This is a genomic window from Streptomyces sp. NPDC015532 (assembly GCF_043078065.1).
Lineage (GTDB): Bacteria > Actinomycetota > Actinomycetes > Streptomycetales > Streptomycetaceae > Streptomyces.
Genome location: NZ_JBIBSY010000002.1, coordinates 149,560 through 169,460, shown reverse-complemented (window position 1 = coordinate 169,460; position 19,901 = coordinate 149,560). Strand labels below are relative to the sequence as shown.

Below are 19,901 nucleotides of genomic sequence, written 5' to 3'. Positions count from 1 at the left end.
GGTAAAGGGGGGTGTTCAGCCTCCGGACAAGTGCGGATGCAACCGGCATCGAGACCGGCAACTCGCGCAATACCGCTCCTCGTGGCCTCCACAGCGCCGTGAAAGCCACGGCACCCAGTCGGAGCTCTCGAACTGCGACGGCGGTGACAGCCAGCAGTGGCGCTTGAACTGAACGGACCGGCGGCACACCGCCATTGCCCTCGCATCGTGTTGTCCTGGCGGCCGGCCCCGTACTCACCGGGCCGGCCGGACTGTCAGAGCGGTGCGTGCTGGATGCGTTGTGACGCGGGTCAGTGAACGTCGACGTAGTCGGTGACTCTGGTGCTTGTGAGGTAGTGGCTTCCGGTCTCGCGGCTGAGGGCGAGGGCCCAGGTGCCGTCCTGTTTGGCGGTCACCAGGCCTGTGAGGTGGCCGTTGTGGTCGCTGGCCAGTTCGCAGACGTAGCGGTACGTGGTGGAGCCGCGGGGCTTGAAGTAGAGGGTGGGCGCGCCGCCGGAGAGCGGCTTCCAGGTGGTGCCCTTCTTGTACTGGAGGATGCCGCCGAAGCTGATGGACTGCCCCTTGCGCACTGTGTCGGAGGAGGCGTGGAAGCCGGTGATGCGGGTGGCGTAGCGGTAGAGGTGCACCGGCTTTGTGGTGCTGGTGCCCAGGTCGGGGTTGCCGTTGAAGCGCGTCCGCCAGTAGGCGTCGGTGTCCGGCTTGGTGAGGGTGCGGGCGAACGTCTCCTGGACCAGGGCGCGGTTGTGGTGGATCAGGAGCGGGACAGTGGCGGCGTCCTTCCAGCCGCTCTTGCCGTCCTTGGAGTACTGCAGGGTGACGGTGGGCTTGGCGGGCCAGTGGGCGCGGGTGTCGTCGTAATAGACGTAGCCGTGGGTTTGCAGGGACCCGTCGTCGTCGAGTGATGCGCTCAGCGCGATGTGCGTGGTGTAGGGGACGTGGAGGCTGAAGGGTTCGGTGGCCGGCTGCTGGAAGGGCATGTCGCCCGTGCCTGCGACGAGTTCGGCGCTCGGGGCGGCGTTGTCCGAGGAGACGTGCAGGGTGTAGTTGCCCTGGCTGTCGGTGGTCGTCTGGCCGGCCAGATGCGCCTGGTCCTGGAGGGTGATCGCGGTGTGCGGAAGCGGCTGCCAGCCTGAGGCGGTCTGGACCTCCGCGTGGCCGGTGACGGTCCCTGTCGCACCCTGTTGCAGGTTCAGGGTGTGGGTGCTGGCCGAGAAGCGGACCGGGGCCTGCGCGGTGTGCAGGTTCAAGGGTGTGATCGGCGGGTGGACGGCCCCCGGGTAGCTGCTGGAGGCCTCGGGCGCGGTGTACAGCTGGAAGGACGGCGCCGTGGGGACGAACGCGGCGGTGAAGCGGCCGTCGGTGCCGGTGGTCGCGGTCTTGTGTATGTGCCCGGCGTCGACGTCGACGGTGATGCCGCCGGCGGGAGCCGGAGTGCCGGGGTCGCGGGGGTCGCGGGCGACGAGGGTGCCGCTGACGGAGACGTCCTGGTGGAGGTAGTCCGGCACGTTCGGGGTGGCGGTGAGGCCGGTGACGGTGATGACGGTCTGGTAGTGCAGGGTGTGCGGCGAGAGGGCCCCGGTGACGGTGGCGCCGGAGGCATCCTGCAGATCGACGGTCACCCGGTAGTCGCCGAGTTCGGCCAGGTGCACCGGCGCCCGCCAGACGCCGGAGCGGGCGTCCTGCCCCGAGTACTGGGTGAAGTCCTCGGTCGATCCGGCCTCCGGCGCTCCGTCCGGTGCGTCCAGCGGGGAGAAGTGGGCTGTGATGCGGGTGAGCGGGCTGTCGGAGTGTGCCGTGACGAAGAGCAGGCCCGGTTCGTACCAGCCGTCGGCGTCGGACAGGACCGGACCGTCGGTGGTGCCGTCCGCGTGGGCCGGGGCGGTTCCCGTGAACAGGGATGCGGACAGGGCGGTCGCGGTGGCCGCGGCCAGGAAGGTGCTGCGTCTCATGAAGGTTCCCAGGGCAGAGATGGGTCGCGTGGGCGGAGCCGGATTCCGGATCCGTGTCCGGCGCCGCCCGCATCCGGGGGTGTCCGGGTGCGGGCGGCGGTACGCAATGACGGTCAGGTGTCAGTCGAGCTGGGCGACCTTGGGCAGGTCATCGGCGGACGCGGCGTCGGCCGGGGGAAGAGCGAAGGGACAGATGCGGACGTTGCTGATCGCGCCGTTGGGTCGCACCGATGGTGACGCCTCTGGGCACGGGTATCTCCGTTCGACGCAGGCAACCGGGAAAGCGTATGGCGAGGCCGAAGACACCGTACTTTCCGGTCACCTCTTCGAAACTCCAAACCTCTGTTCCCAGCACGCTGACAAGGTGTCAGTGCACGCTGCCATGCTGCTCACCAGCCGAAAGCCGAGTCGGCCTGGGCCGACTGGCAGACGGAGTGTGCGCTTGATGAGCGGAGCACGAGGTGCACCGGGGTCCGGAGCCGGGCCACCGCTCCCAGGCGGTCACACGACAGCGCCGCGGTGTTGCCTTTCTCCGGCTTGCGCAGCGCCAGGACCGAGGCCAGCAGCGCGGCAAGACCGACCGGCAGGCCCCACGTCCCCGCGGTATCCGACGGACCGAGCCCGCCCCGCCGCAACGTGGTCCGAGGAACTGCTCTGGCTTCGGAGTCCGGCTGCTGGCCGTGGGGACTTCGAACTCGGCTCGATGCAGGCCGGGGAGGGGATGATCCGCATCGTGAACTCCGGTCAGGGCTGACGGGTTGGCTTCAGCGTCACCATGACCACGGGGCGTCGGCGTCGCAGAGTTGATCACAGAGGGCGAGCAATTCGGCGGCGTTGATGTGGGGCGGTCTCCAAGCGGAGCCGGCGGCATGGGCGACGAAGCGGTCGTCGAGCGCCAGGTGGTAGGTCTTGACGTAGTAGGCCAGGTCCGAGTTCCAGAACCACGTTCCATCGGTGCGCAGCGAGTTCTCGCCGATCAGTGTCACGTCACCGCGCAGTTCGTCGTAGGAGGCTGTACCGCACAGGGCCAGCCGGGTTCCGGAACGCAGGTAGGCGATCAGCTTCGCTTCGTCAGAGCGGGGTTCGGTGGCGATGGAGTCATGGATGCTCGGCGCGTCGGTCCGGTCGGGCTCGAGTTCGCGGTATGTGCCGAGGTGCCTGGTTGAGCACTGTGCCGGGGTCTGTCTGCGCCGCTGTGCCGTGCTGTTCGACTGCTTGTCCAGTGGAGCGGGCGCCGTCATGGATGTGCTGGCCTCGGTGATGGTTCGCACGCCGAGCGCTACAGGTTCCTTGGGGCGGGGGAGTGCCTCGACGGCCAACGCGAGGAGGTCGGCCGGCGGGCTCTGCCCAGCCGCCGGCGCGTCCGTATAGGTCGCTGCCGCACGGATGCTGAGAGCGGGTATCCGTCGTCGGAGGTGACGGTGCTCGGGCCGAGTTCCCGGCTGGCGCCGCGCGGTGCGGCGGTCAGGGGCGCCATGAACACGCAGTGGTAGGTGTCGTTGCCTGGGGGGCCGCCCGAGAACGCGCCCGTCACCTACCGACACGCCCTAGCGGATCTGGTCGGCCGCCCACGCGGCCCACTCGCGGCGCATTGTGTTGAAGCGGAGGCCGTACTCCAGGGCGATCTTGCCGTTCACCGACAGCGGGTCGTCGCCCCAGTCGATGGAGTCGGCCAGTCGACGCAAGGCCTCGTGCTCCTGCTCCGACAGCTCCATGAGTTCGGTGAGGTAGCTGCGCGCCTGGTCGGGTGTGATGACGTTGAGGAAGAAGACCCGCAGCAGGATGTCGCTGCGGGTGTGGCGTTGGGGCTTGATCTCCGTCAGCCAGTGGCGCAGTTCCGCCAGTCCCTCGTCGGTGAGGGTGTACTCCTTGCGGCCACGCGGGCCCTGGGTCGAGACGCTGATCAGGCCGTTGTCGGCGAGCTTGGACAGCTCCGTGTACATCTGGCTCTGCGTGGCGGGCCAGGCGTTGGCCAAAGAGGTCTCGAAGCGCTTCAGCAGGTCGTAGCCGCTGGCGGGTCGCTCTGACAGGAGTCCGAGGAGGGCGTGTCGAAGGCTCATGCCGTCAGTTTACCTTCCACTCTTGACATGTCGAGGGTGGAACTTCTAGTTTCGACATGTCAAAACAGGAATGTCGGCAACCCGGGGGTCTTCGATGTCGTACGTACGCGCCTTCCTTCCATGGATCGTCTTCGCAGTGGTCCCGTCCGCCCAGTGGCAGTGGGGGGCGCTCGCCGGTCTGCTGGTGGCGGTGGCGGTGATCGCCCAGCAGCGGCGGACGGGAGTCGGGTTCGACGCGCTGATCATGGAAACCGGCTCGGCCGTCTTCTTCGCGGTCCTGGCGGTCGTCGCCTTCGCAGACCCCCATTCGGTCGCACACGCCTACTCGGCGGCGCTCTCCTCGGCGACCCTGGCTCTCATCGCCGGGGCCTCACTGCTCGCGGGCAAGCCGTTCACGCTGGGCATCGCCAAGCGCACCACCCCACCCGAAGTCTGGAGCCTCAAGCCCTTCGTCCGGGTCAACGTGGTCATCACCACCGTTTGGACCGCCGCCTTCGCCGTCACGGCCGGAGCCCTCGCGGCTCTCGCCCACGCCGGCCAGGGCCACTCCACGACGGCGACACTTGTCCAGGCCGCCGGATTCGTCGTCCCCGTGCTGTTCACCGTGCGCTACGTCGCCGCCGCCCAGGCCAAGGCCAGGGGCTAGCCAATACCGGACACTCGGTGCCGGACGCTCCTCGGGCAGGCGCGCCCCGGTCTGCGGCGCGATCGGACCGGATGGCGCTCTGCGGACGGGCCCCGGGAAGTATGAGCACCTCCGGAGGGCCGCCTGACGGAAAGACCCTGATCCACAACGAGTCAACCGCCGCGCGGCCATCCGGGGGGATCGTCATGACCAGGACCACTCACTCGACCGCTACCGTCGCCTGCTCACTGAACCTGCCCGCCCTCCCGGCCCACACCCCACCGGCCGGCTCAGGGAGACCGGCCGGGGCGGCGAGCCGAGGCCCACCACGGGGGTTCACGGGCGCACCGCCCGCGGACACACCGGTCGGCGTCGACATCCCCACCTGCCGGGCCGGCGGCAAGGGCGACTGGCTGTCACTCACCTTCGCGACGCGGGTCACGCGCTGGAACGTCCCGCACCACATCGCATCGCACGGCATCGCCTCGTAGCGAAGCTGATCCCGGCCCCGGCCGCCAAGCCTCCTCCTCAGGCGCAAGGCCCGCCACCGGCCTCCGACATGCCGTCGGAGGGGACGTGCCCCGACTGAAGCCCTGAGGGTGGGAGTCGCGAGCCGAACCCCGGCCCGACGTCACTCAGAAGGCAGGCGCCCGCGTCGCCGCCCTATTGACTCCCACGAACTGCGCCGCCAGATCGTCGCGCCCGTGCGACAGCGATCCCGCTCGCCCTCTTCACAGTTCAGCTCCTGGTTCTCCGGACCCGGAGAACCCCTGCGCTACAAACCTCATCAGGAGTATGTCATGAACATGATCAAGCGTCTCACCCTGTCCGTCGCAGTCGTCGGCGCGGTCACCGCCATGACGCTGGGGCAGGCCGTCGCCGACACCCCGGCGCCGTCCGCCGACGCGTCCAGTACGGCGAACTCGGGCTTACTGACCCACTTCACCCCGACGGTGCCCAACCCGACGACCGCCTCAGCGGCGCAGTTGGCCGCCGCACCCAGGCCGGTCGGCGCCTTCGCCACTTTGACCGCGGATTCCTCGGCAGGGGGCAGCATCAGCAGGGCGGACGTCATTGCCCGGGCCCAGTCGTGGGTCGACGCAGGCGTGCCGTACAGCATGACCAGCTACCGCACCGACGCCAACGGCAAGTACCGCACCGACTGCTCCGGCTTCGTCTCCATGGCCTGGCACCTGGACTCCTCCAGCGGGAACAACTGGGGCGAGACCACCGGCACCCTGCTGAACTACACCTCTTCCATAGCCAAGGAGTCCCTCAAGCCGGGTGACGTCCTCCTCAACCCCGACTCGGGCGCCAGCGGCCATGTGGTCATCTTCAACGGATGGACCAGCTCCGATCACTCCACGTACGACGCGCTGGAGGAGTCCGGCAGCAGCGGCGCCGTCCACCACAGCATCCCCTACCCCTACTACAGCGGTCACGGCACCTTCAGCCCCCGCCGCTACGACAACATCCAGGACACCAACAATCGCGCGGACGTCACGGGTGACGGCAAGGCCGATCTGATGGTGTTGAGCACCGACGGGACGATCGGGCTCCGTCCGGGTTCGGGGACGAGCTTCGGTGCCAGCACCACGGTCAGCGCGGGCTGGCAGAACTACCTGGGCGGCGCCGGTCAGGGCCGCCTGTACTACGCCGACATCAACGGCGACGGCAACAAGGATCTCCTGGTCCAGGGCACCGACGGAACCATCGGCGTCCACTTCAACAACGGCTCCGGCACCAGTTTCGGCGCCAACCAGCCGCTCTCCTCCGGCTGGCAGAACTACCTCGGCCAGCCCGGCCAGGGCCGCCTGACCTTCCCCGACGTCAACGGCGACGGCAAGGCCGACCTGGTCATCCAGGGCACCGACGGAACCGTCGCCACCCACCTCGGCTCCGGCACCAGTTTCGGCGCCAACCAGCCGCTCTCCTCCGGCTGGCAGAACTACCTCGGCCAGCCCGGCCAGGGCCGCCTGACCTTCCCCGACGTCAACGGCGACGGCAAGGCCGACCTGGTCATCCAGGGCACCGACGGAACCGTCGCCACCCACCTCGGCTCCGGCACCAGTTTCGGCGCCAACCAGCCGCTCTCCTCCGGCTGGCAGAACTACCTCGGCCAGCCCGGCCAGGGCACCCTCTCCTTCGAGTAGCGCGGCGGAGTAGCTACCCGGACGGCAATGCGGCGGTGCCCCGATCACCTTGGGTGATCGGGGCACCGCCGCGTTCTGGGGCTCATGCCCTCACGCCCACGTTCCGGTTCGGTCACCGCGGCGGTCAGGCGTGCGCGTAACCGGGCGTCATGGGGGCGGGGCACGTGGGTGGGCTGGACGAACTCGGAGCTGTCCGGATCAGTGCGCTGTCCGGGAATCCCCGCGTCGAACGGTCTACGGCTACTTCACCGCCTGGCAAAAGGAAGGCGTCCTCGACCAACTCAACGGCCTCCTGCGTCGCCTGGTGCGGGAGGCCGAAGGCCGCGGCGGCGAGCCAACCGCCTGCGTGCTGGACGCGCAGAGCGTCAAGACCTCCGCGAACGTGCCCGCGGCCGGCCAGGGTATCGATGCCGGCAAGAAAACCGCAGGCCGCAAGCGCCACATCAGGGTCGACACCCTCGGCCTGCTCCTGGCTGTCTGGGTCACCGCGGCGAGTGTCTCCGACAACGTCGGAGGCATACACCTGATGTCCCACATCGCCGCCACTCACCTCGCGTGACCAAAGCATGGGCCGACACCGGCTACCGCACCAAAGTCATCGACCACGGTGCCCGCCTCGGCATCGACGTGGAAGTCGTCCAACGCGAGCCGGGCGTCAAAGGCTTCAAGGTGATCCCGCGGCGCTGGGTCGTCGAGCGGACCTTCGGCTGGCTCATGCACCACCGCCGCCTGGCCCGCGACTACGAAACCCACCCCCACCGCTCCGAAGCCATAATCCACGTCGCGATGATCGACCTCATAAGCCGCAGACTCACCCGCGAATCCACCCCGAACTGGCGCGACACCTGAACCTCGAACCAAACAACCTCGCCGGGACAAAACGCTCTTTGAATCCCCGTCAACCCGCTCTGCCCGGCTGATCAGTGCCTCCCGAACGACGGGGAGCCTCAGTGTGGGTTTGCTTGGATGAGCGGGGCCTGGGCGGCGGCCCGCCACACCTCGGCGGCGAGGTCGAGCATGCCGCGGCTCTCGGCTTCGATGGCCAGGTTGCGTAGCCGGGTGCCGGCCTCAGGGTCGGATTGTCTGACGTTGATCTGTTCCTGGAGCATCTGCAGCCGTACGCGGTCCCGGAAGGTCAGCTGTGCGTTCGTCTGCTGCGCCTGCTCACAGAGGTCTGCCGCAAGCTTGATGTCTCCCTTGGCGTAGGCGAGTTGTGCGCGCAGGAAGGCGTACTCGTGCAGATGAAGGACTTTCCCGATCAGGTTCAGGGCGGGCTGCACCTGGTCCAGGTAGGCTTCCGCGCGCTCCAGGTTCGCGGGCATGGCGCGGAGTGCGAGTGCTGCAGCGGCCAGCCGCAGCCTCATCCACAGGGTGAGATCGTTCCGGCTGTCGAGCACCTCCAGAGCATGCTCGAGGAGTGCCGTGGACCGGGTGTGGTTCCCCTGCCGCGTCGAAACCGTGGCCGCCGTCCAGAAGGCTTCCGCGGCGAGAGAGCCGGTTTCGGTCTCCAGTTCCTCGCACACCTCGGTGCTCAGCCGGGAGGCCTCGGCCAGGTCGCCGAGCTCTGCGGCGACCGAGGCGAGGAGCAGTCGGCATCGGACCGTGTCGTGGCCTGTTACCGAGGCGTTGGAAGCTATTGCCATGCCTTCCTGCGCGGCAGTTCGGGCAGGTTGGGCACGTCCGAGGGCGCGCAGGCATCGGGCGAGGCGCAGCCGGGAATGGAGGCGGATCGATGGGTTTCCCACCTCGTCACTGAGCGCGTTGAGGGCCGTCAGGACCTCCAGCTCGGCTTCGCGGTCGCCTTCCTCGCCCAGCAGCCGGGCCAGCTGAGCGTGCGCCTGCCACCGTAGCGCCGGGTCGCACGGCTTCTCGTGGTTCAAGGCTTCCTGAAGGCGCTGGCGCTGAAACTCCCCGTTTCCGGATGAGACGAGGACTTCTGCCAGAACATCGACCAGGTCAGTGGGATGGCTGGCGTGGAACGCCGTGACGGGAACTTCCAGGCGCTGCGCGAGATAGTCCACGGCACGCTCCGTCGGCGGCCGTGAGCCGGACTCCAGCCGCGACAGGTATGCGGCCGACATGCCCGGGCCTGCCAGGTCTGCCTGCGTTTTGTGTCGCTGCTGCCGGAGCTGGCGCAATCTCCGGCCGAATGACGGCTGGGCCAACATGTTTTGTCCCTGTCTGCGGTTGAATCGTTCACCCCCAGGCGTCATTTTGGCAAATCATTGCCTTAAAAGTCAAACCGTCGTAGCGGTCCGCATCTCCTGCCCATGCCTACGGCCATTCGATCTCCGACAAAGGGGCGCTTTCGGAGCTCTGTACCGGGTGGTCTTCGTGCACATCGGCGACCGGACAGCAGGCGAGAGCGAGGCACGCCGCAGCGACGGTGAGGGTGGTGCGCAAGAAGAAGTTCACAGGTGGTTCCCCCTTGGTGGTGCATCGAGAAAGGGGCGTCCCGCTATGCCGGCACGGCGGCGCCTTGGCCCCTCCTGCCAGCAGTTCCCGGCAGGTGGAAGCGAACGTAGATCAGTTCGTCAAGCTTGGCAACTTGTTGACAAGTCTTGTCATGCTGCTTAGGTTCAATGCTTGTCAGCCCGGCCATCCGGGACCGGACGAAGTAGTTACCCGCTGGTGGACCAGGTCGGCGCAGGCGCACGCAGCCCGACACGCCCCTGCCTCAAAAGGCCATCCGCACCGGTTCCGTTACCGCCCGCACTGTGCAGGCGGGGACGTACGCCACGGCCAGGTTGCCGGGCTCCCACCCGGCTTCCGGGAACGGCGGACGGTTTCACGAGCAACAGCGAAACCGTCCGCGGAATCTGAAGCCTTCGCGCCCCGGAAGTCCCGGGACGCTACTCACAATGGAGGTTCCCTATGGGTCTCGCCACGCAGGTTCGGATCGGCGACCTGTCGAAGGTGGAGAACGTCCTTCACCCGACGCTCCTGACGGCCGTCGACCGCAGCGCGAGCTCGCTGCTGGACATCATGGCGAACAACGCCGACAACCTCGGCCGCGAGAAGTTTTTCTGCGCCAACACCTGCGACATCGTCGCGCACTGCTGACGCCGGCCTAGAGCAGCCACTCGCAGTACCGGCCTGCCGCACTCCTCGCAGTGCGGCAGGCCGCCCAGCGTGGGCCCCACACTCATCGGGAGAGAAGACATGCCGAAGACCATCATTTTCGCGGACCGTCTGGACCGGCAGTTCGAGCTCATGGCAGAGCCGGGGGAATACATCCACTCCACGCTCGCCAGGAACCACATCCCCGTCGACGCGGTCATCGTCCGCCGCGACGGCGCAGTCGTCGACGACTGGCAGGAGCGGATCGACGCGACCGCGGACTACCGGATTGAGATGGTGCGCGCCTACCACCTGCCCGACTTCCTCTCCCTCACCCGTCTGTGGGACACCGAGCTGGCGTCCGGCAGCTGGCAAAGCCGGGACGACGCCTACTACACCAAGCGCCACTTCATGCACAGCGGTGAAGGCGACTACGACTCCACCCAGGTGGCGTTCAATCGCGAGGAATACGTCCAGTACGTGGAGCAGCTCTTCATCGACGGCGTCCACAGCAAGGGACTGATCACACCCGACGACAGAGTCCTCCTCGCGGTGTCCGGCGGCAAGGACAGCCTGGCGCTCGGCTACTTCCTCAGCAGGACCGCGCCCCGACTGCCCGATTTCGATCTCCAGACCGTCCACGTCACCACGTTCTCCAAGCCGCTCGACACCTCCTTCGCGGAATCGATGGCCAAGCAGTTCGGGCACCCGCTGACCCTTGTGCACGACGACGAAGTCCAGGGGTTCTACAATCTCGCGGTATCGCCGAAGCAGGCACTGTCGGACGTCAAGTACAAGTACGACGCCTCCTACTCCATCGCGTCCGTGCACTCCATGATGCGGTGTTCGATCGAGCGCACCGCCCGACGCATGGGCATCGAGAAGATCGCCTTCGGGCTGATGCGCGAGGACATCTGCACGTCGATCATCAAGAGCATGTTCGTCGGGTTCCCCTTCGGCGGCAGCTACAGCAAGCAGCAGGGCCCGATCGAGATGGTGTACCCGCTGTGGCCGATCGGCAAGAAGGAACTCACCCTCTATCTGGAAGCGCTCTTCCCCACCAACAACAAGCAGGGCAGCCCGGTCGCCTTCGAACGCGGCGAGTTGGCCCGCGACATCCACTACATGATCGTCGACACGTTGGAGACCATCCTGCCGGGCGCAGGATTCCAGCTGTTCGAAGGGCACCAGCGCCTCGTGGAGAATTTCCTTCAGCTGCCGGTGCAGAAGGACTGCGAGAACTGCCAGATGACGTTCTCCGTCGGCGCGGGCGCCTCGGATCCTGACGAGACCGTGTGCGAGCTGTGCCGCGTCTTCGAGAAGCTTGGGCTGCTGAAGTGAGCACGACCATGAGGACGCCGACGCCGGTCCGCGCCGCTGAGGTCCAGCAGCCCACCCTCAACTTCGAGGTGCAACCTGACGGCTACCGGACCTACTTCGAGGACGACTACTGGAGGTTGTCGGACTTTTCGTGCTCGTCCGCCGGGGTGATCGACTCAGAACTGTCTTTCCTCTCCGGGAACCTGGAGAGCTGGCAGGCGCGCAGCGTCCTCGACGTGGGCTGCGGCCGAGGCCGGCATCTCGTTCCCCTCGCTCTCGCCGGGTACGACATCGTGGGAGTGGACGTCAGCGTCCGCAACGTCGAACTGGCCGAGCACGCCGTGAAGGAACACAAAGCCTTCGCCCAGGTCCTGCATACGGACGCCCGCGAGCTCTCGCTCGGGCGCACCTTCGACCTGGCGCTGTTCATGCTGACCTCGTTCGGCTATCACTCCGACGCCGAGAACCTGCGTCTGCTTCAGTCAGTGCGAGCACACGTGCGCACCGGTGGTCACGTCATCCTGGACCAGCCCCACCGCGAACAGATGATCTCAGGGTTTTTGAACCGCTCGTGGGTCGAGGTCGGCGGCCACTACTACCTCATGCACTACTCTCTGGACCTTCATGCCGGCGTCCGGGACGGCTGGCTCACCGTATGGAACCCGGGAGGCGAGGTGCGTAACTACTTCCACCGGCTCCGCCTCTACACCAGCACGGAGATGCGCCAGATCCTGGAGGCATCGGGTTTCGAGATCGAAGCCGTAGTCGGGGACTTCACCAACCCGCTCACCCGCAGCGACACCTCCAGCCGGCGTCTGCAGTACATCGCGCGGGCGGTCTAGCCCCATGCCGGCGGCGAACTGGGAGATACAGGCTGTCCTGTCAGACCACTTCAAGCACCCACGCCACTGGGGCATGCTGCACCGGGCCAGACATCGGACCGGCGCTTCGCCCGGCTGCGGTGACGAGCAGATCATCTACGTCGACGACACTGCCGGAACGCTGTCCCAGGTCAGCTTTCACGCTACCGGCTGCGCCCTGTCCAGGGCCTGTACGTCCCTGCTGCTCGAACACGTGGAGAGCCGCACGTGGAGCGATGTGACAGCGCTGGACTTGTCCTTCTTCACACAGATCCTGGGCAGCGACATCGTTCACAGCCGACCGAAGTGCACCCTGCTCGGCCTGACCATCCTGCACAACCTCGACCCCGGCAGGGAAACCGATGAGCCCAGTCCGTAACCTGACGAAGCTGTGGCACAGGCCCGACAACGTCCCCGCCCTGACCAGGCCGGCCAGACTCTTCGTCCTCGGCAACTCCGTCAGCGCCCTGGGCTCCGGGCTCGCCATGCCCTATTTCGCCATCTTCCTGCTGGGCGTACATGGCGGCTCGGTCGGCGCCGTCGGTGTGCTGGCCATCATCTCCGTCGTCGACGTCGTCACCCAGAGGGTGCTCGCCAGTCCGCTGGAGCAGCGTCTGGGAAGCCGGCTGCCGGCGATCGCCGGATGCTGGGCCCAGGCCGCAGGGTGGACGCTGATGGCTCTGTCCGCCGTGCAGTGGCAGGTCTTCCTGTGCGCCGCAGCCATCGGCGTGGGAAACGCCCTCTTCTTCTCCGTGCGCATCAACCTTCAGATGGAGGTGGTCGACGAAGCAGCGCACTCGTACGCCTTCTCACTGAGATATTTGCTCGGCAACGTCGGCATGATGCTCGGCGGGGTGATCGGAGGCGCGACGGTCTCCTGGCTGGGATCCGGAGGCATCAAAGTGCTGCTCCTCGCCAATTCCGCGACCTTCGTGGTCTTCGCACTCATCCTCACCATGGCGGTCCCGCCCAGCGGCCCCGTCCCGGCACCCGGCACCCAAAGGACCGAGAAGGAACACGCCACACCCCACCGCTGGAACGGCCGGCTGACCGGGCTCGTCGCCGGGTACTTCTGCATCGTCGCGGCCGGTCTGGTCCAGTTCGAAGCGGTCCTGCCCCTGCAGCTCACTCGGCATGGCGACATGGCGCCCTCGATGGCCGGCTACCTCTTCTCCGCGTTCGCCCTGAGCACCGTTGCCCTCCAGATGCCGGTCTCCCGCCTGTCGACGAGGCTCGGCGGCCTGAACTCCATCCGTGCCCTGGCCGCCGCGTGGACGGCAGGCGCCGCGATCCTCTGGGCCAGCCAGACCGCGCCCCCTTTGCTGCACGGCACGGCGATCGTCCTCGGCACGCTGACTCTGGCGTTCGGTGAGTGCTTCTTCAGCCCGGCCGTGCCCTCCCTCCTGAAGACGCAGGACACCGAACTGCGTCGGCGGACAGGCTCACTCGTGGCTTCTGCCCACTCCCTGGGCCAGTTCATCGGCCCTTCGATCGGCATCATTCTGGTGACGCACTCGGACACCGCGCTCTACGGCCTCGTCGCCGTCGGCGCCGTCATCGCCGCCACAGCCATACGGCCACTGTCCACCGCCCCAGTGCAGCGCGCTGCCGGGGAGAAGGCACCCGCATAGCGGGGCATCGGCCTGCCCACTTCGGCCAGCCCGGTGTTCTCCCTCCAAAGAACGCAGCACGGACAAGAGGTTTCATGGACCCCTACACCGGCAAACCCATCGCCCGGGCGAATGCGCAGGCTCTGCTCTCGGGCACGGCCGAGTTCATCGACGACATCGACCGCCCCGGCATGCTGTGGGTGGCCGTCGCCCGCAGCCCGACGGCCCACGGCAGGCTCACCGCCGCGTACGCCGACCACACGCCCAGGACCCCTGGGCTGGTGGCCGTCTTCACCGCCGACGACCTGCCCGCTGCTCCCATGCCGCTGCAGGCATACGTGGCGGGAGACGGCCATGCCCCCACGTCGCATCCCGTCCTGGCCCGCGGCAAGGTGCTCTACCACGGGCAGCCCGTCGCAGCGGTCGTGGCCCAGACCAGGGCGGCGGCCGTCGCCGCAGCCGCCGAACTCGAGTTCGCGATCGAGACCCTGCCGGCCGTGATGGACGCCGACCTGGCGGCGACGGACACGGTCCGGCTGCACAGGGGCGTCTCGAACGTGGCTTCCCGAACTGTGTCCTTCTACGGACTCGACCCTGATGCCGACATCGACGAGATCTTCGCGCAGGCACCCGTCGTCGTCAGCGGAACGTTCTCGTTTCATCGCCAGACAGCGTCACCGCTGGAAGTGCGCGGTCTTGTCGCGGAGTTCGACCAGGACACGGCCTGCCTGACGATGTGGGGAGCAGCCAAGAACAAGCACGCCAACCGGGCACGCCTGGCTGCATGGCTCAAGGTCCCCGAGGAGCGGGTGCGACTGGTCGAAGTGGCCACCGGCGGCAGCTTCGGGGTACGCGGTGAGCTCTATCCCGAGGACTACCTCCTCGCGTGGCTGGCCACGCGTCTGGGCCGCCCCCTCAAATGGACTGAGGATCGCGAGGAGCACTTCCGCAGCACCAACCACGCCCGGGACCAGCGCCACCACGTGGACATCGCGGCTACCGAGGAAGGCGCACTGCTGGCCATGCGCGACCGCTACGTCTGCGATCTGGGCGCGTTCGTCAAGCCCGGAGGCAACCACCTGCACTACCTGACCGGATCCCAGGCAGCCGGCCCCTACCGCTGGTCCGCAGTGGAGGTGCGGGCCACCAGCGTAATGACCAACAAGACCCCGACCGGCGTGTACCGGGGACCCGGCGTCACTGAAGCCACCTTCGCGCGGGAACGCTGCCTGGACCTGCTGGCCCAGCGGCTCGGCATGGATCCGATGGCCCTGCGAGCGGACAACCTGGTGCCCTCACAAGACCTGCCGACGGCGTTCGTCCCGCTGACGGCAGGTGAAGGCAGGGAATACCTCCTACGGCTGCCGCCCATACCCTGCGCCGATGCCGACTACCCCCGTGTTTTCACCCGCCTTACGGAGGAGGCCACTCGGGCCCGGGCGGCCACGTCCACCATGTCCCTGGGCCAGCACTGGCGTGTCGGCCTGGGGGTCGCCGCGTTCCTGGAGATGGAGGGCGTAGGGCCGTGGGAGCAGGCTGACATCTCCACCGACAGGGGCCGATTCCTCGTCCGCGTTGGTGTCTCCTCCGTGGGGCAGGGCGTAGAAACCGCCTTGGCGCAGATCGCCGCCGACGAACTCGGCGTCCCCATCAGCCTTGTCTCGGTCGAATTTCACGACACCGCAAGCATCCCCCAGGGCTTCGGCGCCTTCGGAAGCAGGACCACGGTGATGGGCGGCAACGCGATCCGCCTGGCTGCCGACGATTTCAAGGCCAAGGCGGCAGCCGCAGCGGCGGCCCTGTGGGGGCTGGCCGTCCCGGACGTGGCTATCACCCATGGCAGCATCACCGCCGCCGGCCGTCCGGACCTCCACCACACGCTCGCTTCCACGAACTGTTCGGGCTTTGGCCGATTCGAAAAGCCGATGCCCGGCTACACCTTCGGTGCCGCGGCAGCCGTCGTCGCGGTGGACTCCGCCACAGGCAAGGTCCGCGTGCTGCAGTACGTGACCTTCAACGACGCCGGACGTGCCGTCAACCCGGCGATTGTGGAAGCACAGATAGCGGGAGCTGCCGGGCAGGGCATCGCAGCAGCCCTCGGCGAGGAGGTGGTCTACGACGACAACGGCCTCCTGACAACCAGGTGCCTGGGGGACTACGACGTCATGCGCCTCGACACCATGCCCCCCATCGACGTGCACATCATCGAGTACCCCGCCTCGGACAACCCGCTGCAGGTCAAGGGCGTGGGAGAAGCGGGCATGCCCGCCGCCCCGGCCGCCGTGGCCAACGCGGTCGCGGACGCACTGGGTCCCGCAGGAAGGCGGGTCAGGGACCTGCCCCTGCGCCCTGAACGTGTTTGGGCCTGGCTGAACGAAGACCACGCGACCGACGCGACACGCCAGGAGAACCGGTGCAGCAATACGTGAGAGCGGCGTCCGTCGGGCACGCCCTGGAACTCCTGCGCGACAGCGAAGGCGCGGTGCTGGTCGCTGGCGGCCAGACGGTCCTCCTGCAACGGCCCCAGCCCCGCCTGCTGGTGGATATCGGCCGCCTCGACGCACTGCGGCAACTCCACACGGAGAACGGCGAACTGGTCCTGGGGCCGCTGGTGCGGCTCGACCGGCTGGCCCGCTCCGCCCTGGTGGCAGAACACGCACCGCTCCTCGCTCACTGCGCCGCAGGCATGGGCGATCCGCAACTGCGTCACCAAGCCACCCTGGGCGGCGCCCTGTGCGGGGTACCGGACGGTGAGCTTGTGGCAGCCGCAGTCACCTTGGACGCCGTCATCGGCGTCCGCACTCCCACCGGCGCCGAAACCGTAACGATGAAACAGTTCCTCAGCCGCAGAGACCGCCCGACACGCCCTGCGGCCGAGATCGTCACAGACATCCGTATCCCCTGCCCAGGTGGCCGGTGGGGATACGCCAAGCTCACCCGGCGCAGCTGGGGCCGCCCCGACATGATCGCGGCGACCGCACAGGGCCGCATCACCATCGTGGATGCCCCCTGCGCCCCGCTGCGCGCCGCCGCCGCAGAAGCCGCCCTGGCCGCCACAGGGGACCGGACACACGCGATCGCACTGGTACCAGACCTCATCACGCCGGGCGGGCCACCGCGAACGCCTCTTGACTACCGCAGACAGTTGGCAGCAGTTCTGACCGACCGAGCACTGAAACAGGCAGGATGGTAAGCGGTGCACATCACCATGGAAGTTGACGGAAATCAGTGCCACGCCGACGTCGAGGGATCGCAGCGGCTGATCGAGTTTCTACGTGATCACACTCGCGAGAAGAGCGTCAAGTCCGGCTGCGTCACTGCCTCGTGCGGCTCGTGCACAGTTCTCCTGGACGGGCAGTCAGTCAGGTCCTGCACGGTCACTGCGGGACAGGCAGACGGATGCTCGGTGGCGACCGTCCGATCCGCACAGCACGACCCGCTGCTCAGCGCCATCCAACAGGCTTTCATCGACTCGCACGCAACCCAGTGCGGATTCTGCGCCCCAGGCATGGTCATTGCAGTCCGCAGCCTTCTCGCGGAGGAGAAAGAGCTCACCGAGGACGACGTTCGTCAGGGACTGCGAGGCAACGTCTGCCGGTGCGTGGGCTACCCCGCGATCCTCCGCGCCATACGCAGCCTGGCCCCTGCAACCGCTGCGGGCGCTGGCGATGTAGTGGACGAGGAAGAGTCCACGGCCTGACCCTGCGCTTCGCCGGCGGCACCACCTGGGACGAGACTCGCCGCCTCATGGAAGCCTCCGCGCACGACGACCTGCGCCCGGAGCTTCGTGGACGGTCACGAACCCGCGTCACTCCCGTCGCCCGCCCGGTGGCGAAGCCGTACCGCCTGCGGTCGAGCGGCCGACGGGGTCACGAGGGCGCTGACGTGCGCGGCGCTGGGTCATCTCCAGGCCGAGGGTGAGCAGCAGTTGCCGGCCCGCCTGATCGAACTGTTCCTGCAGGTCGGGCTCGCGGAAGAGGCTGTGCAACTTGCCGGCGCTCGCGGCGAGTTCGCCGCGCTGTGCGAGGTAGTCGGACATCGAGGCCCGGTGTGTGGCCCGTGCCCTTTCCAGCAGGGCGCCGTCCACGTTCCCCTCAAGGGTGTGGCGCAGAGCAGCGGTGACGGCTTCGGTGTAGCCCACGACCGTTTCGACGGTCACGGGAATCTGAGCGGGCCCGATCGCCCACGTCAGGCCGCTGGTGGCGAACACGCTGTCCGGCTCCATCACGTCCCGCACGACGTCGACAAGCTCGGCGCGTCCGCAGGCCGTCAGCGCCGTGCCGCCTCCACCCAGTTCCATGATGATCCGCACGAACCGGGTCCGGGCCGTCGGCGTCGCCAGCCGGTGGCCGACCTGCCGCAGAAGGCCGAGAGCGCCCTCCCGCGCCACGTCCTTGCTGCGCTGGCCTCGGCCCACCCACGTCAGCCAGGCTCGCTGGGCCTGTCGGGTGGCACGTCGTCGTCCCACCACAGCCACATCGCCAGCGGAATCTGCGCGAGGGTGGGTCCAGGTGGGACACCTCGTCCCGCTTATCGAGCAGCAGGAGCAGCAGCCTGCGCTGGGTGGCGCTGTGCTCGGCCCGGCCCGGCCCGGTCCGCGGTGCCGGCGCCACGCCTGGCCCTGTTAAATGGTGTCCTACCTGGCGTTTCTCGGACTCGCCGCAGCCCTCTGCTGCTACAAGCGACGCCTCAAACTCACCATGTAGGACACCGTTTTAGGTACTGCCGAGGAGCACCTCGCGGTGTTGCAGGGCCAAGTGGAGCAGTGCGGCCGGTATGGGGGACATTCGGGGTGAGACGAGAAGGTCGCGGACCGTGTCTGCTTCCAGCGGCAGGCCCGAGACAGTGCTACCACGCGGTCCGCTGATAAGGACGCCTTCATTGGTGCGCTCGACCATCGAGGCAAAAAGTGTGTCGAAGGTGCTGGCATCAAATACCGCGGCGGTCAGGAGACAGGGAACGAGGTTGTGCGCCTCGATACCCATGCCGAAGTTCCATACTTGCAAGCGGTTGTCGGCCATGGCTGAATTGAGGTCGCTGTAGGGAGGCGTGTCATAGTCGACCTCCGAGCCGCCTGCACCAGTTGCTTCCGGGGCGCCGAGCAGTTCTTCGTTGAACTCCCGCATGATGTTTCGCCACAGGTCCAGATCCCGTCGGTGGCCAAGAGGTGAAAGAGACGCGGGCTGGAATATTCCACCGGGAATGACATTGTAGGTCTCTTCACCTGTCGCGACCTGCCCAGACGTACGGTAAATGAGGAAGAACGTGCCCTGTCCGGGGCCTGTGCGCCGGACAGTGAGAGTGCCGATCGAGGGAATAGCGCCGCGTCGTGGCAGGGAGAGGGGATCTGACATCAGCAGAGCCCTCAGGGGCAATCGGCGAAGGGGAGGTACTGCCGTTCCCTTCCCGGCAGCGCGGACCAGTTCATGAAGGAGAGCCTCCCCCTGGTCCACGAGATCGAAGTACTGTCCTGGTCCGAACGACAACACCGGGCCATCTGGGTGCTGCCAGTCTGCATGGAGCAGGCGGAATGCCGGCCGGTTCTCAAAGAGACTCGGCCGCATCAGAGCGTCGAGCGCCTCAGCGTATCCGGAGTACTTGCTCCACCGGGTACGTCGCGGCAACACTCTTCGAGCAGCGGCCCGTAGAGCACGGTCTTCTGGTGGTTCGGCGTCTTCCCAGAGCAGACGAACCCGGTTGATTGGCAGCGGAACAGATGGTCGCATCGACGGAGTTGTCAATACCGCGCTGCCGCCGATTCGCTCTAGCTGCGGCATTGCAGCAGTGTGGAGGTCAGCGGCTATGTTGGCGATCCGGCTGAGGGCCTCTCGAGAATCGGCTCTCACCACTCGGAAGCGATCCTGCGACGTTTTCACATTCGTATCGTCCAGAGCGCGCCAGGCGTAGTAGCCGCCGGCGATCCCCGCAACGCTCGCCAACGCGCCGATGCCTTGAAGTATTTCACTACCGCTCATAGCGCTCCCCCCTGAGGGCACCCACGCCACTCGTTCTCGCAGGCATGATCCCAGTCACCGAGTCTCTTGGGGCAACAATCGGAGATCGTCCATAATCTGCGCCCGTCGCTCGCAGCGCCCAAGGGTCGGGGGTCAATGCGGCCGCTCTGCATCCGAACATCCGCAACTCAGCTCGCTTCTCGGGCCGGTTCTCTATGAAGAGGCAGGGCCGGGGGTCGGGTGGTGCGCGTTCGTTGCCGAGCATGGCGACCAAGCTTCGAGATCATTCCGGGTTTGTTTAGCTTTGAGG

General features: G+C 67.3%; 17 protein-coding genes and 1 pseudogene. 12 read left to right on the top strand and 6 right to left on the bottom strand.

Annotated features, from left to right (window positions below):
- Positions 1-290 precede the first annotated feature (290 nt).
- From ACF07B_RS07260 to ACF07B_RS07250, 3 genes are all read right to left on the bottom strand, one after another.
- On the bottom strand, positions 291-1,949 hold the full coding sequence (locus ACF07B_RS07260) for a hypothetical protein (protein WP_392178095.1): 1,659 nt from the start codon (positions 1,947-1,949) through the stop codon (positions 291-293).
- Positions 1,950-2,719: 770 nt separating this feature from the next.
- On the bottom strand, positions 2,720-3,220 hold the full coding sequence (locus ACF07B_RS07255) for a hypothetical protein (protein ID WP_392178094.1): 501 nt from the start codon (positions 3,218-3,220) through the stop codon (positions 2,720-2,722).
- Between the two features lie 276 nt (positions 3,221-3,496).
- Positions 3,497-4,009, bottom strand: a complete 513-nt coding sequence (locus tag ACF07B_RS07250; RefSeq protein WP_328457139.1) for a PadR family transcriptional regulator — start codon at positions 4,007-4,009, stop codon at positions 3,497-3,499.
- Between the two features lie 94 nt (positions 4,010-4,103).
- On the opposite strand from ACF07B_RS07250, the gene ACF07B_RS07245 reads away from it, so the two are divergent.
- From ACF07B_RS07245 to ACF07B_RS07230, 4 genes and pseudogenes are all read left to right on the top strand, one after another.
- The gene (locus ACF07B_RS07245; RefSeq protein ID WP_328457137.1) at positions 4,104-4,655 is read left to right on the top strand and encodes a hypothetical protein; all 552 of its coding nucleotides are present in this window, start codon (positions 4,104-4,106) and stop codon (positions 4,653-4,655) included.
- A 185-nt stretch (positions 4,656-4,840) separates the two neighbouring features.
- Positions 4,841-5,125 carry a hypothetical protein gene (locus ACF07B_RS07240; RefSeq protein WP_392178093.1) on the top strand — a complete coding sequence of 95 codons (285 nt, stop codon included), beginning with the start codon at positions 4,841-4,843 and terminating at the stop codon, positions 5,123-5,125.
- Positions 5,126-5,434: 309 nt separating this feature from the next.
- Complete coding sequence (locus tag ACF07B_RS07235) at positions 5,435-6,787, top strand: FG-GAP-like repeat-containing protein (protein WP_392178092.1); 1,353 nt, start codon at positions 5,435-5,437, stop codon at positions 6,785-6,787.
- Positions 6,788-7,007: 220 nt separating this feature from the next.
- Positions 7,008-7,636: pseudogene (locus ACF07B_RS07230) on the top strand (IS5 family transposase); the annotation flags it as partial.
- A 98-nt stretch (positions 7,637-7,734) separates the two neighbouring features.
- On the opposite strand, the gene ACF07B_RS07225 reads toward ACF07B_RS07230, so the two are convergent.
- Positions 7,735-8,955, bottom strand: a complete 1,221-nt coding sequence (locus ACF07B_RS07225; RefSeq protein ID WP_392178091.1) for a helix-turn-helix domain-containing protein — start codon at positions 8,953-8,955, stop codon at positions 7,735-7,737.
- Positions 8,956-9,661: 706 nt separating this feature from the next.
- Between ACF07B_RS07225 and ACF07B_RS07220 the strand changes: the two genes are divergently transcribed.
- The 8 genes from ACF07B_RS07220 to ACF07B_RS07185 all read left to right on the top strand — a co-directional run bounded on the left by ACF07B_RS07220 (position 9,662) and on the right by ACF07B_RS07185 (position 17,337).
- On the top strand, positions 9,662-9,850 hold the full coding sequence (locus tag ACF07B_RS07220; RefSeq protein ID WP_392178090.1) for a hypothetical protein: 189 nt from the start codon (positions 9,662-9,664) through the stop codon (positions 9,848-9,850).
- Positions 9,851-9,949: 99 nt separating this feature from the next.
- The gene (locus tag ACF07B_RS07215) at positions 9,950-11,188 is read left to right on the top strand and encodes a hypothetical protein (protein ID WP_392178089.1); all 1,239 of its coding nucleotides are present in this window, start codon (positions 9,950-9,952) and stop codon (positions 11,186-11,188) included.
- Complete coding sequence (locus tag ACF07B_RS07210; RefSeq protein ID WP_392178088.1) at positions 11,185-12,009, top strand: class I SAM-dependent methyltransferase; 825 nt, start codon at positions 11,185-11,187, stop codon at positions 12,007-12,009. The genes ACF07B_RS07215 and ACF07B_RS07210 overlap by 4 nt, the downstream gene beginning before the upstream one ends.
- A gap of 4 nt (positions 12,010-12,013) precedes the next feature.
- The gene (locus tag ACF07B_RS07205; protein ID WP_392178087.1) at positions 12,014-12,406 is read left to right on the top strand and encodes an iron-sulfur cluster assembly scaffold protein; all 393 of its coding nucleotides are present in this window, start codon (positions 12,014-12,016) and stop codon (positions 12,404-12,406) included.
- Positions 12,390-13,658 carry an MFS transporter gene (locus ACF07B_RS07200; protein WP_392178086.1) on the top strand — a complete coding sequence of 423 codons (1,269 nt, stop codon included), beginning with the start codon at positions 12,390-12,392 and terminating at the stop codon, positions 13,656-13,658. Before ACF07B_RS07205 ends, ACF07B_RS07200 begins: the two co-directional genes overlap by 17 nt.
- Before the next feature lie 74 nt (positions 13,659-13,732).
- Positions 13,733-16,066, top strand: coding sequence for a xanthine dehydrogenase family protein molybdopterin-binding subunit (locus tag ACF07B_RS07195; RefSeq protein WP_392178085.1), 2,334 nt, complete (start codon positions 13,733-13,735; stop codon positions 16,064-16,066).
- Positions 16,051-16,830, top strand: coding sequence for an FAD binding domain-containing protein (locus tag ACF07B_RS07190; RefSeq protein ID WP_392178084.1), 780 nt, complete (start codon positions 16,051-16,053; stop codon positions 16,828-16,830). Before ACF07B_RS07195 ends, ACF07B_RS07190 begins: the two co-directional genes overlap by 16 nt.
- Before the next feature lie 3 nt (positions 16,831-16,833).
- Complete coding sequence (locus ACF07B_RS07185; RefSeq protein ID WP_392178083.1) at positions 16,834-17,337, top strand: (2Fe-2S)-binding protein; 504 nt, start codon at positions 16,834-16,836, stop codon at positions 17,335-17,337.
- A gap of 108 nt (positions 17,338-17,445) precedes the next feature.
- Here the strand turns inward: ACF07B_RS07185 and ACF07B_RS07180 are convergent, their stop codons facing one another.
- Positions 17,446-18,105, bottom strand: coding sequence for a hypothetical protein (locus tag ACF07B_RS07180; protein WP_392178082.1), 660 nt, complete (start codon positions 18,103-18,105; stop codon positions 17,446-17,448).
- 247 nt (positions 18,106-18,352) lie between these two features.
- Positions 18,353-19,612: a transcriptional regulator gene (locus tag ACF07B_RS07175; RefSeq protein ID WP_392178081.1), complete on the bottom strand. Its 1,260-nt coding sequence runs from the start codon at positions 19,610-19,612 to the stop codon at positions 18,353-18,355.
- Positions 19,613-19,901 lie beyond the last annotated feature (289 nt).